Raw genomic sequence first — 13327 nt, 5'->3', positions numbered from 1 at the left:
CGTAAACCCATCCCTGGGGGCTCGTGTTCGCGCATCCCTGCGCTCAACGGTCCGCTAACCCGGATAGCCCCGATTGCCATTTAGCACGGTGTTGCTGTGACTTTTTTCAACAGCGACGATGTTGTCAGACAGGGACCACAAAGGGACAGGTTAGCCGGGCCTCCGCCGCATGGATGCGGCGGCTGGAGCCTCCAGGGATGGATTTACGGCGTCCCGGCGTTCTGCCCTTTGTGGTCCTGTGACACCACATCACCGCAACACGTTACAGATCCGCACCGTTGCTGGCGATCACCTGCTTATACCAGTCGAAGCTTTTCTTCTTCGAACGTGCCATGGTGCCGGTACCGTCATCGTTTTTATCCACATGGATAAAGCCATAACGTTTGTTGTACTGGCCGGTGGTGAATGACACGCAGTCGAGGCAGCCCCATGGGGTGTAACCCATCAGATCAACGCCATCTTCCAGTACCGCAATTTTCATCTGCTCAATATGTGCCTGCAAATAAGCAATACGGTAGTCATCGTTGATCTGACCATCGGCTTCAACGGTATCGTAGGCACCAAAGCCGTTCTCAACGATAAACATCGGCTTCTGATAGCGTTCCCAGAAGGCGTTCAGCGTGTAGCGCAGGCCGACCGGGTCAATCTGCCAGCCCCAATCGGAGGCTTTTACATGCGGGTTCGGACGGCTGCCCGGGAAACCTTCAATATGACGACCGTCGTCGCTGTCCTTCGCAGAGAACTGCACCGCATTACTCATGTAGTAACTGAAGCCCAGATAGTCAGCACAGCCATCACGCAGCGCCTGCTCATCGCCCGGCTGCATCTCAATCTGGTAACCCTTACGCTCCCACTCTTTCAGAATGTACGATGGGTAGTAACCGCGCAGGTGCACATCACCGAACAGATAGCGCTCACGCATCGATTCCTGCGCGAACATCACATCATCCGGGTGGCATGACCACGGGTAGAGCGGCACAATCGCCAGCATGCAGCCGATCTGCAAGTTCGGGTTGATCTCGTGACCCAGTTTTACCACCTGCGCACTGGCAACAAACTGGTGATGCAGAACCTGATACATCGCCTGCTCGGGTTTTTCGTGGTCGTTAAAAATCACCCCGGAGTTACAGTAACCGAACAGCGGATAACGCCAGTTACGCTGGTTATTGATCTCATTAAAGGTCATCCAGTATTTCACTTTGTGCTGATAGCGCTTCAGTACCACTTCGCTGTAACGCACAAAGAAATCCACCACTTTACGGTTCAGCCAGCCGCCGTACTCTTTCACCAGATGCTCTGGCATCTCGAAGTGGGAGAGGGTGATCACCGGTTCAATATTGTATTTCAGCAGTTCATCAAACAGGTCGTCGTAGAACTGTAAGCCCGCTTCGTTTGGCTCCAGCTCGTCGCCTTTCGGGAAAATGCGCGTCCAGGCAATCGAGGTACGGAAGCATTTAAAGCCCATCTCGGCAAACAGCGCGATATCTTCTTTGTAGCGATGGTAGAAATCCACCGCCAGGTGATTCGGATAGTGATGCGCCGGGTCAATGCCATCGGTGATCACGCGGTCCACACCGTGCGCGCCGCCGGATAAGACATCGACAATACTTGGACCTTTACCGCCCTGGTCCCAACCGCCTTCAACCTGGTGTGCCGCAACCGCGCCGCCCCATAAAAAATCTTTTGGTAATTGCTGCTCTGACATAATCCATCCTTTCTGGTGAGATTAACAACGTCTTAATAATGTGGGCGAGGCGTGCCTCGCCCCTACAAATCCCCAACGATTGATGCCGGGATTTAATACTCGATATCTTTGTTTAACTTCGCCCCGTTGGTCTGGATTACGCGCTGATACCAGCTGAAGCTTTTCTTGCGGTAGCGGGCCAGATCCTTCAGATCGTGCTCATCACGGTTGACGTAGATAAAGCCGTAACGCTTGCTGATCCCCTGATGTGTACTGACCAGATCGATAGCCGACCACGGGCAGTAACCGAAGACGTCGACACCATCGCTGATCGCTAACTGGAGCTGCTCAAGATGGTCACTGAGGTAAGCAATACGGTAATCGTCATACACTTTATTCCCGGCGGCCAGCTCGTCAAAGGCACCAAGACCATTCTCAGTGACAATCAGCGGCAGCTGGTAACGATCGTAGATCTCGCGGGCAGTGATGCGGAAGCCAACCGGGTCAACATACCAGTTAAACTGATTTTTCTTCAGATGCGGGTTATTGGTGCCAACGTAAACGCTTTTATCGATACCGGCCATCTGCTGGTCAACTTTCTGGTTGCCTTCCCCTTCATCGCTCAACTCGGCGGCAACGGTCGCGGAGGCATAATAGTTGAAGGCGATAAAGTCAGGTTTCGCCTGCTTCAGCAACGCCATCTCGGCATCGGTAATCGTTGGCAGCCAGCCTTTCTCCTGCATAAAGCGCCAGGCAATGGTGTTGTAACGGCCATAACAGGCGAGGTCGAGGTACAGCCAGTTGCGAATAGAGGTGAAGTTATTCGCCGCCAGCACGTCTTCGGGCTTGGAACTGGCCGGGTAGACGCAGGAGATATTCGGTGCCGGGCCGATTTTTGCCGCAGGCAACATCTCGTGGCAGGCGATCATCGCCCGCGCCTGCGCCAGCATCATATGGTGGTTCTGTTGATACAGGGTTTTGTGCGGGTCCGGTGTGCCGGCGGGCAGCGTACCAATGACATCCCCTTTGAGGATCATCATGTTCTGCTCGTTTATGGTCAGCCAGTATTTCACCCGATCGCCGTACAACTCAAAGCAGGTGCGGGCAAAGTGCTCAAACGCCGCGATGGTGGCGGGATCGGACCAGCCACCTTTCTCCTGTAACGCCCAGGGCAGATCGAAATGGTACAGCGTGACCAGCGGCTCAATCCCTTTGTCGGTGAGTGCGGTGATCAGCTTCTGATAGAACTCAACGCCTTTGGCATTGATCTCACCGGTTCCCTGCGGGAACAGGCGGCTCCAGGAAATAGAAAGACGGTAGGTTTTCAGGCCCAGTTCAGCGAACAGTGCCACATCTTCGGCAAAGCGGTGGTAGTGATCGCTGGTCACAGTGAAGTCTGTCAGGCGCGGATCGAAACGGGCTTTATCAATGACCGAGGGTCCTTTACCGTCCTGGTTCGACGCCCCCTCTACCTGATAGGCCGAGGTGGAAGCTCCCCATAAAAAACCGTCAGGGAAGGGCGATAGCTTGCGGTATTGCATCCTGTTCTCCTTGCGTTTTTGACGGGTCAGGCATGCCTGACCCCTACGAAATACGTGCAGGGCGAGGCATGCCTGACCCCTACGAAATACGTGCAGGGCGAGGCATGCCTGACCCCTACGAAATACGTGCAGGGCGAGGCATGCCTGACTCCTGCGAAATACGTGCAGGGCGAGGCATGCATGATCCCTGCGAAATACGTGCAGGGCGAGGCATGCATGACCCCTGCGAAATACGTGCAGGGTGAGGCATGCCTGACCCCTACGAAATACGTGCAGGGCGAGGCATGCCTGACTCCTGCGAAATACGTGCAGGGCGAGGCATGCATGACCCCTGCGAAATACGTGCAGGGCGAGGCATGCCTGACTCCTGCGAAATACGTGCAGGGCGAGGCATGCCTGACTCCTGCGAAATACGTGCAGGGCGAGGCATGCCTGACCCCTACGAAATACGTGCAGGGCGAGGCATGCATGACCCCTGCGAAATACGTGCAGGGCGAGGCATGCATGACCCCTGCGAAATACGTGCAGGGTGAGGCATGCATGATCCCTGCGAAATACGTGTAGGGGCGAGGCATGCCTCGCCCAAGATTATTTGGCCTGTTTCAACGCCTGCACTTCACGATGCAGGATGATGATCTCTTCCGCTAGCTCACGGCACAGCATGGCGTTCATCAGGTGATCCTGCGCATGGACCAGAATCAGGTTCACCGGCACCTTGCCGACCCCTTCATCAGCACCAATCAGCGCCGTCTGGATCTTATGCGCGGCTCTGGCAGCGGCTGTCGCGGCCGTCAGCTGTGCGTCCGCTTCCTGCCAGTCATAAGTCCGTGCTGCACGCAGCGCCTGCATTGAGCAGGAGCGGGCTTCGCCGGCGTGAATGATGAGTTCCATTACGGTGGTTTCCATATCCATGATCAGTTCTCCACGGCTTTCAGTTCAGTATCCGACGGGGTTGGCTTCTCCTGCTTCAACAGCTCGCGCTCATACATTTTGAAGAAGGGATAGTAAATCAGCGTTGATACCACAATCAGCACGCCCACCAGAATCACGGCGCGGAAGTCCCAGCCCGTTGACCAGGCGGCACCAATCGGGCCGGGTGTGGTCCAGGGGGCCAGCGAAACCACGTGGTTCACCAGGTCAGTACGCGTGGCCACCCAGGCAATAATGGCATTGACCAGCGGTGCGGTAATAAACGGGATAAACAGCAGCGGGTTCATCACCACCGGGGAACCGAAGATAATCGGCTCATTGATATTGAACATACTCGGCACCAGACCCAGCTTGCCGATGGAGCGCAGGTGTGCCGAACGGCTCCGCAGATAGAGGAACACCAGGCCCATGGTGGAACCGGAACCGCCCACCACGATAAAGAACTGCCAGAATGGCTCAATAAAGATTTGCGTGATCGGCTGGCCTGCGTTTAATTCCTGCTGGTTAATGCCGAGGTTGGTCAGCCAGAAGGCCTGCAAAATCCCACCGACGATCACCGCACCGTGGATACCGGCAAACCACAACAGATGGCACAGCAGCACGGCAATCAGTACCGCTGGCAGTGAGTCAGACGCGGAGATAATGGGTTTGAAGATCGCCATAATCGCCTGCGGCAGCAGCATACCGAACTGATCCTGTACCAGCAGACTGAGGGGGAACAGTGTCAGGAAGATGGCAAGGATCGGGATCAGCAGATCGAACGACTGGCGAATTTTCGGCGGAACCTGCTCTGGCAGCTTAAAGCCGATATGGTGTTTTTGCAGGAAGTGCATCAGCTCAGTGGAGTAGAGGCTGACGATAATCGCCGTAAAGATCCCTTCTCCCCCCAGCGAACCCACAGGAAGTGCGCCATTGCCCTGCGGCGCGGCGACCAGCAGAAACGACATTAGCGACAGACAGGCGGCCATAAAACCGTTCATCTTATAGCTGATGGCGAGGTTATAGGAGATGGCGGCGGCGATATAGACCGCCATAATGCCCATCGTCATATTGTAGGGCATCATGATTTGCGCTGAATGACGCTCCACCATGCCCAGCCACCACTGAGCAAAAGCCCACTGGCTGTCGGCACCGAACGGTGGATGAGCGAACAACAGCATGAACGAACCCACAATCAGGAACGGCATCGACGAGATAAAGCCATCTTTGATCGCCACCACGTGGCGCTGGCTGGAGAGCCTGGCCGCGATCGGGCTGATGCGATTCTCGATCACGCCGAACAGGGACTCGCTGAAGCGACTCATTTGGCGGCCCCGCCGTTCTGGATCATCAAGAGGGCGTCTGCGAGGATTTTTTCGCCGTTCATCATGCCGTAATCCATGGTGTTGATCACGGCGATCGGCTTGTTGAGTTCATCGGCCAGCGGCTTGAAATCCACCAGCTTGTATTTGATTTGCGGGCCGAGCAGGCAGCAGTCGTAATCGGCGATCTGCTCAACAAACTCGTCCAGCCCAACCGCATTAATCTCCACGGCAATATTTTTTTCTTTAGCGGCTTTTTCCATACGCTGCACCACCATGCTGGTGGACATACCTGCGGCACAACAGAGTAAGATTTTATTCATGGTTGTTCTCCGGTCTAGGTTTCTTTAATAGATAGCTGAAACTGACCTGTTTCTGCAACCGGTTTCATATTCAATAATTTGTTCTGTGAGCGGGATCGCATCGGTCAGAGACAAAGCAGGTGAAACAGCAAAGTTGTGCGGGTAATGGATATATCGCTAATAACGTTGCAGGCAGGTTTAAACGGTTTTTTTCCGTAGAAAGAGGCAACTGACAGGTGAGATGAAAACGTCACTAACAGACACTAAAGCTAATAATTTCATTGTGTTATCATATTAGGTATGGGCGCACGATAAAACAGGTTATTATAACAAGCAGAACTTAGCTTTCAGGAAACCATGATGATTACCATGCTGGATGTCGCAAAAAAAGCCGGTGTTTCAAAAGCCACGGTTTCACGGGTGCTGGCAGGAAATAGTTACGTCAGTAAAACCACGCAGGATCGGGTATTTAAAGCGATTGAAGAAACTGGCTATCGGCCTAATTTGCTGGCACGTAATCTGGCGACCAATAAATCACAAAATATCGGGCTGGTGGTCACCAATACCTTATATAACGGTCCTTATTTTAGTGAGCTGTTATTCCAGGCGGCAACGTTAACCGAGCAGCATGGCCGCCAGCTGTTACTGGCCGACGGTAAGCATGATGCCCGTCAGGAGCGCCAGGCCATTGAGTTCCTGCTGGATCTGCGCTGCGATGCGATCATCATCTATCCCCGTTTCCTCAATACCGCCGAACTGGATGAGATTATTGAGCAAACCCGCAAGCCGATTATTGTGGTGAACCGCCAGCTGGAAAAACATCCTCAGCACTGCGTCTTTGCCGCCCATGAACAGAACACCCTGGACGCCGTTAATTATCTGGTTTCTCAGGGGCACCGTGATATTGCCTTTATTTCGGGATCCGACGGTTCGCCTACGGGCATCAGCCGCTTGAAAGGTTACCGTGAAGCGCTTCAGGCGCACCATATCGCCTTTAACCCGCAGCGGGTGGCACAGGGCAGCTGGTCGCTCCAGAGCGGCTATGAAGCCGGTCTGGAGCTGCTGGCGCGCGGCGCTGAGTTTACCGCGCTGGTTGCGAGTAACGATGATATGGCCATCGGTGCTGCCCGGGCGCTGTCTGCCGCGGGAAAACGCATTCCGCAGGATGTGTCTCTGCTGAGCTTCGATGATATTCCGATGGCATCGTTTTTTGTTCCACCGCTCACCACGGTTCATGTCCCCGTTGGAGAGATGATCCGGCATACGCTGGAAAAGTTGGTACTGATGCTCGATGGGCAGCCCGGTGAGCCGTTACCGGCATTTAACGGCCAGCTTATCGTGCGTGAATCAGTGGTGGCGGGGCCTTATCTGGGGCGAACCTGACGTTTCAGTTGTTGCAGAATGATTGGCCCGAAAAAAATCAGTAATTTTACTGATTTTTTTTGGCGCCCATTTGCGCTATTATTCAGAGCGATTTTATCTAAGCCAATATTGTTAAGAAAACATTGTTAAGTAACGATGATTTAATTATCGTTTTTATAAGTATTATCTTATCGCTAAATACTGCACTGGACTGTGTTGAGAATATTCCTACCTTACTGGCGCTACAGGAGTTATGCCATGAATCCCCCCAGAATAATAGACCCTGTGCGTTCTGCGCACGTCGGCGGATTGTCTCAACCGGATCATTCCGATGATGAAATAAATTTAATTGAACTACTGAGTATTCTGGTGAGAAGTAAATTCACCATTATGTTCTTTTGCGTTATTGCCATGTCAGGTGGCGTGGCGGTGAGCTACCTGTTGCCGCAGCGCTGGACCAGTTCAGCGGAGCTGATCATACCGCAAGCGACGCAGCTGCAAGGCATGGATAAGATGCTCGCCGCGCTGGAGGTGCTGGATATTCAGTCGGATATCTCGCCGGGTTCTTTGTTATCCGAATTTATGCGTAATTTTGACGCCTATAATCTGCGTGAAAAATATCTGGTCAGTACCGATTATTTTAAACAACTCTCTAAAAATAAAGCGAATACGCCGGAAATGCGTCATCGCTTAATCAATGCTATTCTGCAGGGGAATATTTCATCGCGCAGCTCTTTGCAGGATAAAGCCGCGAATCAGAAAGAATATCTTTACTACGATGTGACCTTTAGTGCTGAAAATCCGGTTGTCGCGCGTGACCTGCTGCAGGGCTATATTAACTATGTGACAACCGTGGTTGAAGATGATGTATATCATCGTCTTCGCTATCAGGTTGAAATGCGTAAAAGCCAGGCCATTGGGAAATATAATTTCGACAGCGCGCGCGCGGAAACGGCCTATCGTATCAATCTCGAACGCCTGCAATATGCCCTTGAAATCGCCAAGGCTGCCGGGTTGCAGAAACCGTCATGGAGCCATGGTTCATCCAATCAGGATGACCCGGATTTTCCGGTGACGCTGGGGGCAGATGGCCTCGATCGTAAGCTGAAAATCGTCGAGTCTCTTAAGACCCCGACCGTGCTGAATGCTGATTTGCAGAATCGTCATCTGTATATTGAAAAAATCAATGAGCTGAACATCGACAAGCTGATTTTCCAGCCATTTAAATATATGCGCGCTCCCATGGTGCCGCTTCAACGTGATGCACCAAAACGCTCGCTGATTGTCCTGTTATCTGCTCTGGCGGGCTTGATTGCGGGCTGTGGCTATGTGCTGTTAAATACAGCGATTAAGCAGCATCGTCTGACAACGGACAGGTTATCATAGCGCTTGAATGGTGTGTCCAACCGGGCAGAGGCGAAGCGTGCTCTGCCCGATTTTTTAAGGGTTTCTTAACGCGACGGAACCACCGCCCGGTCACGTAACGCCAGCGATAACACGTAATAAATCACGCACGACACCAGCAGCGAGTTAATCGTTGGCACACCCCACTCGGTCATCAGGCCAATCACACTGCCGACAAGCGTCGCGATAATCGCTATCCAGCCAATGGTTGGTGTTTCGCTGTCCCCAGGCAGTTTTCCTTCTGCACGGCTTTTATCCAGCGCGGCACGGTGTGTGCGCAGCAGCAGATAGTCAACCAGCATAATGCCGAGGATCGGAGGGAACACCACGCCCAGCACGGTGAGGAAGTCAACGAAGCGGTCAAGGATACCCAGCACCGAGAGCAGGGTGCCCAGCACGCCAATCACCAGCGTGGTATTCCGGTATTGTAACTTTTTACCGGAGATACCTTCGACGGCGTTAATCACCCCGAGAGAAGAGGAGTAGAGGTTTAAATCGTTCACGCGCAGTGTGGAAAGAATCACCACCAGTAACCCGACGCCGCCGGCTACCTGCGACATAATCGTCACGACATCGGCCGTTTGCAGCGTGCGGGCAATCATAATGGCCAACCCGTTCACGATAAACTCTCCGGCAATAATCGTCAGCAGAGTTACGCCGGCCACATGCCTGGATGAGCGTGAATAACGGGTCAGATCCGGCGTCATCAGGCTGGCAACAATCGCTCCGCCAACCACCATGGTGATGGCCGCGCTGATGGTCAGCGGGCTACCGGTGGGCGGCAGGTCAATAATTTGCTGAAGAGTGTGGCCGGACAACGTCTGGAAGGAGATAAACGCCACCAGACAAATAAACAGCGGCACGGCGATACGGGCGGTTACGCGCAGCGCTTTAAACCCGAAGGTCACCAGCACGGTCAGCAGCAGGCCGGAAAGACTGGCGGCCAGCGGGAACCCCAGGGCGCCACCGAGGGCAAAATTCAACGACTTGGCGAAGATGGCATTTTGAATGCCAAACCAGCCGAGGAGGCTGACGGCGACGACCAGGCCAATCAACACCGAACCGATGCGACCAAAACCGCACCAGCGCGCCAGTAAGCTCCCGGATATGCCTTCTTTCATCCCGGCATAGCCCAGCCCGAAGGTCACGATGCCAAAGATCACGCTGCCGGCCAGAATGGCCAGGAAAGCGGAGGCCAGACTCATCGAATCCCCCAGTACCGCCCCCAGCATAAATTGGTCGAGTGCGGTAAGCATACCCATATGGACCACGGCAACGCTTAAAAATGAGACGCGCTTATTTTCAGGTACGCGACTTAACGGGTAGTCTTCAATACGAATCACGGAGTTTCCTTAGCAAAAATTAAATAAACTGGATGCCCTTTTCAATCAGACGGTCCGGTATAAAATTGTCCAACCCTGCGTGGCGGCAATACTCTTCGAACTGGCTCAGGGTATGCACCCCCGCTTTTTGATAGATGTTATAAATCCGGTTCTCTACGGTGCGATGGCTGAGATTATAAATCCGCGCTATTTCTTTCGTAGATAAGCGTTGCAGCATCAAAAAAAGCGTATCCAGTTCGGAACGGGTAAACACATCGTTATCGACTTCGGTTGTCAGCACCCCGGGTTTTTGCTGAGTGATATATTTCAGCGGTGACATGGTGTTGAGCAGTTTAGCGTTCCATGCAATACCGATAAAATCCCCATTTTCTCCATACAGTGGGATTTTTTCACAGACATAGGGCGTTAAGGTTTTCTGCCCATACCAGTAGTGAGTTTCGATCACGGCAACCCGTCCGTTACACGCCTGAGTGCGACGATCGTGCTCAATAAGCTCGTCTTCACATTCGGCCCATGCGGCAGGAAAATCACTGTCGAATCGGCCTTCAATCGCAAAGTTTTTCGGCGTATTGGTATATAAGTACGCCGCTTTATTCATATACAGGTGTTCTGAATCGGGGGCCTTGATACCCCAGGGTTCGGATAAGTGTTCCATCATGGCAATCAGAGCATTGAGGCTTGATCGTGGTTTATCTTCCGGTGATTCCATTTTTCCCCCTGAGGTGTATTTCAGATCTTCTTAGCCAGATAGTGGCGCGTATGCAAATGTGCATAATCGCCGAGTTCGCCATAAGCGGAGTAGCCTAACTTCTCGTAAAATCCGACGGCCTGGAAATTGAACGTATCAACATAGGCCATATGACAGCCGCGTTGTTTTGCTTCTTGTTCTGCTGCCAGCATCAGGTCACGCCCCACACCTTTACCCCGGCAGGCATCGCTGACCCACAAATACTGCACTTCCAACCCCCCCCACCAGGTTCTTGCGACCAGGCCTGCAAAGATTTGCTGGTTTTCGTCGCGTAACGTAAGAAAAAGGGGGTGGATATCAACGGGGGTTATTTTTGCATTGTGCTGCCACAGGCTGTTGATAACAAACGCTTCATCAGCATTTTCGGGCGTATCAGTTACAGTGATTTTCATTAGCCTCATGCTCTCATTATTCGAATAACAATTAATAAGATAACTTGTATATTAACCACGCGTAATTATCATTTATTCCCAGGTATTTCAAGAGTGTTTTTCCCCCTATCCCGGAATGATAAAAATGCCTAAAGTATGAGTCATGGGCGGCGATGTGAATCAGACGATACTAATATCCTGCTGTCCTTCCAGTTTGGCAAGGCAAAATTTCGGCCTCACCAGGGAAATTTCTACATGCAGTCCTTTTTCAGCGACCCTGTCTGCGGCGGATGAGAAAGTGAATAAATAAAGAAGTCTGAAGATGACGCCGGATGTCACTTTAGTAAATCTTTTTAAAATGATGTCGTTTCAGTAAAAGGCTGCTGCTAAAGCGGCCTTTTTTACTTGTTTCCTCACAGATTGATAACGCCCCCGTAACCCCACCCGCAAGATAACGCTATATAGTTGTAAAGATCCTCGCCAATTCTGCCGTTAATGATCTTTCAGGATGCCCACTTTACTTGCCCGGGAAACAATTATGGTCGATACATCGTTACCGCCGGCTATTGGCGGGAGCAGTGAGATGGTTTCATTGGTAAAAATCTGGCAACAGGCTGATTTTTTGATGCTTTTCCTGTCGTGGGGCATGTGGGCCATTGCCTGTCTCATTGGCTGGATGATGGACTCCTTCATGCTGGCGCTCGGCGTTGGCGGGGCGCTGGCGATTGTCGCCACGCTGGTACGTTATGTCTGGCCTGGCCGCCTGATCACCCGGCTGTGGTTTGCTTTTACGTTGATCGCGTTTTCCGCGCTGTTGATTCAACTCGGTCAGGGAGAAGTTGAATACCACTTCTCCATCTTTGTCCTGCTTTCCGCATTACTCGCTTACCGCGACTTTCGTCCGCTGCTGATGGGCGCTGCCACCGCTGCCGTGCACCATGCTCTGTTCAACTATTTTCAGGAAAACGACCTCTACGGCATCGTCTGTTTTACGCATCCCGGTTTCCATATGGTGGTGTTCCACGCCATTTTCGTCGTGGCACAAACCGCTATCCTGATCTTTATCGCCCACCGTATGGCGGCGGATGCCCGCGCGGCGTGCGAAGTGGCTGAGCTGGCGGCGTGGATTAACCGCGAACCCGGGCGCCTGACGCTGGGGCAGGGAAGCAATGAAAGCAAAACGCCGTTTGCCCGCACGTTCAGCAGTACGCTGGGTACCATGCGGGGCACGCTCAATCAGGTGAGCGAAGGGGTCAGCACATTGCTGGAGGAGTCAGACAGTATTCTGCAACGTAATGCTGCGCTTTCGCAGCGCACCGATGAGCAGGCGAATGCACTGGCCGTTGCTGCAACGGCGATGGAGCAGATGAGTGAAGCCGCCACGTTGACCAGTGAAAAAGCGCATGCCGCACAGCAGCTTGCGCAGGGCGCGAACAGGGTGGCAAAACGCGGCGGAGAGAATATCGCCTCAGCGGTGAACTCGATGACGCAGATCGAGCAGGAGTCGCAACGCATTAATGTCATTCTGGAACTGATCGACGGCATCGCCTTCCAGACCAATATCCTGTCACTGAATGCGTCCGTTGAGGCGGCTAACGCGGGTCAGCACGGTCAGGGTTTTGCCGTGGTGGCGGCGGAAGTACGCATTCTGGCCGGGCGTTGCGAAAATGCGGCGAAAGATATTCGCCAACTGATCTCGACCTCTGTAGAACGCACCCACAGCGGTACTGAGCAGGTCGCCGAGGCGGGAAAAACCATGCAGGAAATTATTCAAACCATCAACGGATTGAATGACCTCGTGAAGGAGCTGGCCGATATGAACGACCAGCAGCTCACCAGTATCACGCAGATGAAAGACAGCGTGGAGAGCATTGACAGCAGCGTGCAGCACAACCTGAAACATGTGGCAGAAACGCTGGAAGTGGCTCAACTGCAACAGCGTCAGGCTGAGGCTGTTCAGCAGGCGATTGCGGTCTTCCGCTTTGCCTGAGGAGCGTCAGTGTCCGGCGGCGTTCATCACATCAATGCAGCTGGCTACATCCTTTGCGGCAGCCTTTTTTTGCTCCACGCTGAGCGCCTGGTACTTCTCAATCGACGATCGGCCCAGCCGATCGTCGTAGCTGACCTGTTTGACCGAGTAAGAGCTGTTTTCGTTAATAATAACTGTACGAATTTTATCGGCGAAGTCCTGCTCGCTGGTCGGCGTGCCCAGCACATCGACGGCGGCACAGGCAGCGGCGTCATAATGCGGATCGTGGGCCGGGCTTCTGAACATAAACCACCACAACGACAGTACGGCGGCAGCGAGCACTAACAGCGAGAACAGCTTTTTCATCACATC

General features: G+C 53.0%; 13 protein-coding genes. 4 read left to right on the top strand and 9 right to left on the bottom strand.

Going from position 1 to position 13327, the window contains the following annotated elements:
- Positions 1-262: 262 nt before the first annotated feature.
- A complete protein-coding gene (locus FVB43_RS09915) occupies positions 263-1705 on the bottom strand; it encodes a 6-phospho-beta-glucosidase (RefSeq protein WP_133843686.1) in 1443 nt (480 codons plus the stop codon).
- A 92-nt stretch (positions 1706-1797) separates the two neighbouring features.
- On the bottom strand, positions 1798-3225 hold the full coding sequence (locus tag FVB43_RS09910; RefSeq protein WP_167863880.1) for a glycoside hydrolase family 1 protein: 1428 nt from the start codon (positions 3223-3225) through the stop codon (positions 1798-1800).
- Between the two features lie 54 nt (positions 3226-3279).
- On the opposite strand from FVB43_RS09910, the gene FVB43_RS09905 reads away from it, so the two are divergent.
- Positions 3280-3789 carry a hypothetical protein gene (locus FVB43_RS09905; RefSeq protein ID WP_167863879.1) on the top strand — a complete coding sequence of 170 codons (510 nt, stop codon included), beginning with the start codon at positions 3280-3282 and terminating at the stop codon, positions 3787-3789.
- Positions 3790-3813: 24 nt separating this feature from the next.
- Here the strand turns inward: FVB43_RS09905 and FVB43_RS09900 are convergent, their stop codons facing one another.
- The 3 genes from FVB43_RS09900 to FVB43_RS09890 are packed head-to-tail and all read right to left on the bottom strand — an operon-like array spanning position 3814 to position 5779.
- Entirely contained in the window at positions 3814-4137 is a 324-nt protein-coding gene (locus FVB43_RS09900) for a PTS lactose/cellobiose transporter subunit IIA (protein WP_133843684.1), read from the bottom strand.
- 2 nt (positions 4138-4139) lie between these two features.
- Positions 4140-5459, bottom strand: coding sequence for a PTS sugar transporter subunit IIC (locus tag FVB43_RS09895; protein WP_133843683.1), 1320 nt, complete (start codon positions 5457-5459; stop codon positions 4140-4142).
- Positions 5456-5779, bottom strand: coding sequence for a PTS sugar transporter subunit IIB (locus FVB43_RS09890; protein WP_133843682.1), 324 nt, complete (start codon positions 5777-5779; stop codon positions 5456-5458). Before FVB43_RS09890 ends, FVB43_RS09895 begins: the two co-directional genes overlap by 4 nt.
- A gap of 336 nt (positions 5780-6115) precedes the next feature.
- On the opposite strand from FVB43_RS09890, the gene FVB43_RS09885 reads away from it, so the two are divergent.
- Positions 6116-7141: a LacI family DNA-binding transcriptional regulator gene (locus FVB43_RS09885; RefSeq protein WP_159337380.1), complete on the top strand. Its 1026-nt coding sequence runs from the start codon at positions 6116-6118 to the stop codon at positions 7139-7141.
- A 237-nt stretch (positions 7142-7378) separates the two neighbouring features.
- A complete protein-coding gene (wzz(fepE), locus tag FVB43_RS09880; protein WP_167863878.1) occupies positions 7379-8506 on the top strand; it encodes an LPS O-antigen length regulator Wzz(fepE) in 1128 nt (375 codons plus the stop codon).
- Between the two features lie 65 nt (positions 8507-8571).
- Here wzz(fepE) and FVB43_RS09875 read toward each other — a convergent pair whose 3' ends face one another.
- From FVB43_RS09875 to FVB43_RS09865, 3 genes are read right to left on the bottom strand one after another with little or no spacing between them, the layout of a single operon-like run.
- Entirely contained in the window at positions 8572-9867 is a 1296-nt protein-coding gene (locus tag FVB43_RS09875; RefSeq protein ID WP_133843679.1) for a cytosine permease, read from the bottom strand.
- Positions 9868-9886: 19 nt separating this feature from the next.
- Positions 9887-10576, bottom strand: coding sequence for a helix-turn-helix transcriptional regulator (locus FVB43_RS09870; RefSeq protein WP_133843678.1), 690 nt, complete (start codon positions 10574-10576; stop codon positions 9887-9889).
- 20 nt (positions 10577-10596) lie between these two features.
- Positions 10597-11007, bottom strand: coding sequence for a GNAT family N-acetyltransferase (locus FVB43_RS09865; RefSeq protein WP_167863877.1), 411 nt, complete (start codon positions 11005-11007; stop codon positions 10597-10599).
- 517 nt (positions 11008-11524) lie between these two features.
- Here FVB43_RS09865 and FVB43_RS09860 point away from each other — a divergent pair.
- Positions 11525-12976 carry a methyl-accepting chemotaxis protein gene (locus FVB43_RS09860; RefSeq protein ID WP_133843675.1) on the top strand — a complete coding sequence of 484 codons (1452 nt, stop codon included), beginning with the start codon at positions 11525-11527 and terminating at the stop codon, positions 12974-12976.
- 6 nt (positions 12977-12982) lie between these two features.
- On the opposite strand, the gene FVB43_RS09855 is transcribed toward FVB43_RS09860, so the two are convergent.
- Positions 12983-13321, bottom strand: a complete 339-nt coding sequence (locus tag FVB43_RS09855) for a hypothetical protein (RefSeq protein ID WP_167863876.1) — start codon at positions 13319-13321, stop codon at positions 12983-12985.
- Between the last annotated feature and the right edge of the window lie 6 nt (positions 13322-13327).

Origin of the sequence: Erwinia rhapontici (assembly GCF_012271765.1) — a bacterium.
GTDB lineage: Bacteria > Pseudomonadota > Gammaproteobacteria > Enterobacterales > Enterobacteriaceae > Erwinia > Erwinia rhapontici.
The sequence above is the reverse complement of the archived record's forward strand: the minus strand, read 5'-3'. Positions and strand labels throughout refer to the sequence as shown.

Excerpts from the sequence above, each read along its gene's own strand:
- FVB43_RS09860 (WP_133843675.1), top strand. The coding sequence starts at position 11,525 with ATGGTCGATACATCGTTACCGCCGGCTATTGGCGGGAGCAGTGAGATG.
- FVB43_RS09885 (WP_159337380.1), top strand. The coding sequence starts at position 6,116 with ATGATGATTACCATGCTGGATGTCGCAAAAAAAGCCGGTGTTTCAAAA.
- FVB43_RS09865 (WP_167863877.1), bottom strand. The coding sequence starts at position 11,007 with ATGAAAATCACTGTAACTGATACGCCCGAAAATGCTGATGAAGCGTTT.
- FVB43_RS09910 (WP_167863880.1), bottom strand. The coding sequence starts at position 3,225 with ATGCAATACCGCAAGCTATCGCCCTTCCCTGACGGTTTTTTATGGGGA.
- FVB43_RS09915 (WP_133843686.1), bottom strand. The coding sequence starts at position 1,705 with ATGTCAGAGCAGCAATTACCAAAAGATTTTTTATGGGGCGGCGCGGTT.
- FVB43_RS09855 (WP_167863876.1), bottom strand. The coding sequence starts at position 13,321 with ATGAAAAAGCTGTTCTCGCTGTTAGTGCTCGCTGCCGCCGTACTGTCG.
- FVB43_RS09895 (WP_133843683.1), bottom strand. The coding sequence starts at position 5,459 with ATGAGTCGCTTCAGCGAGTCCCTGTTCGGCGTGATCGAGAATCGCATC.
- FVB43_RS09890 (WP_133843682.1), bottom strand. The coding sequence starts at position 5,779 with ATGAATAAAATCTTACTCTGTTGTGCCGCAGGTATGTCCACCAGCATG.
- FVB43_RS09870 (WP_133843678.1), bottom strand. The coding sequence starts at position 10,576 with ATGGAATCACCGGAAGATAAACCACGATCAAGCCTCAATGCTCTGATT.
- FVB43_RS09900 (WP_133843684.1), bottom strand. The coding sequence starts at position 4,137 with ATGGATATGGAAACCACCGTAATGGAACTCATCATTCACGCCGGCGAA.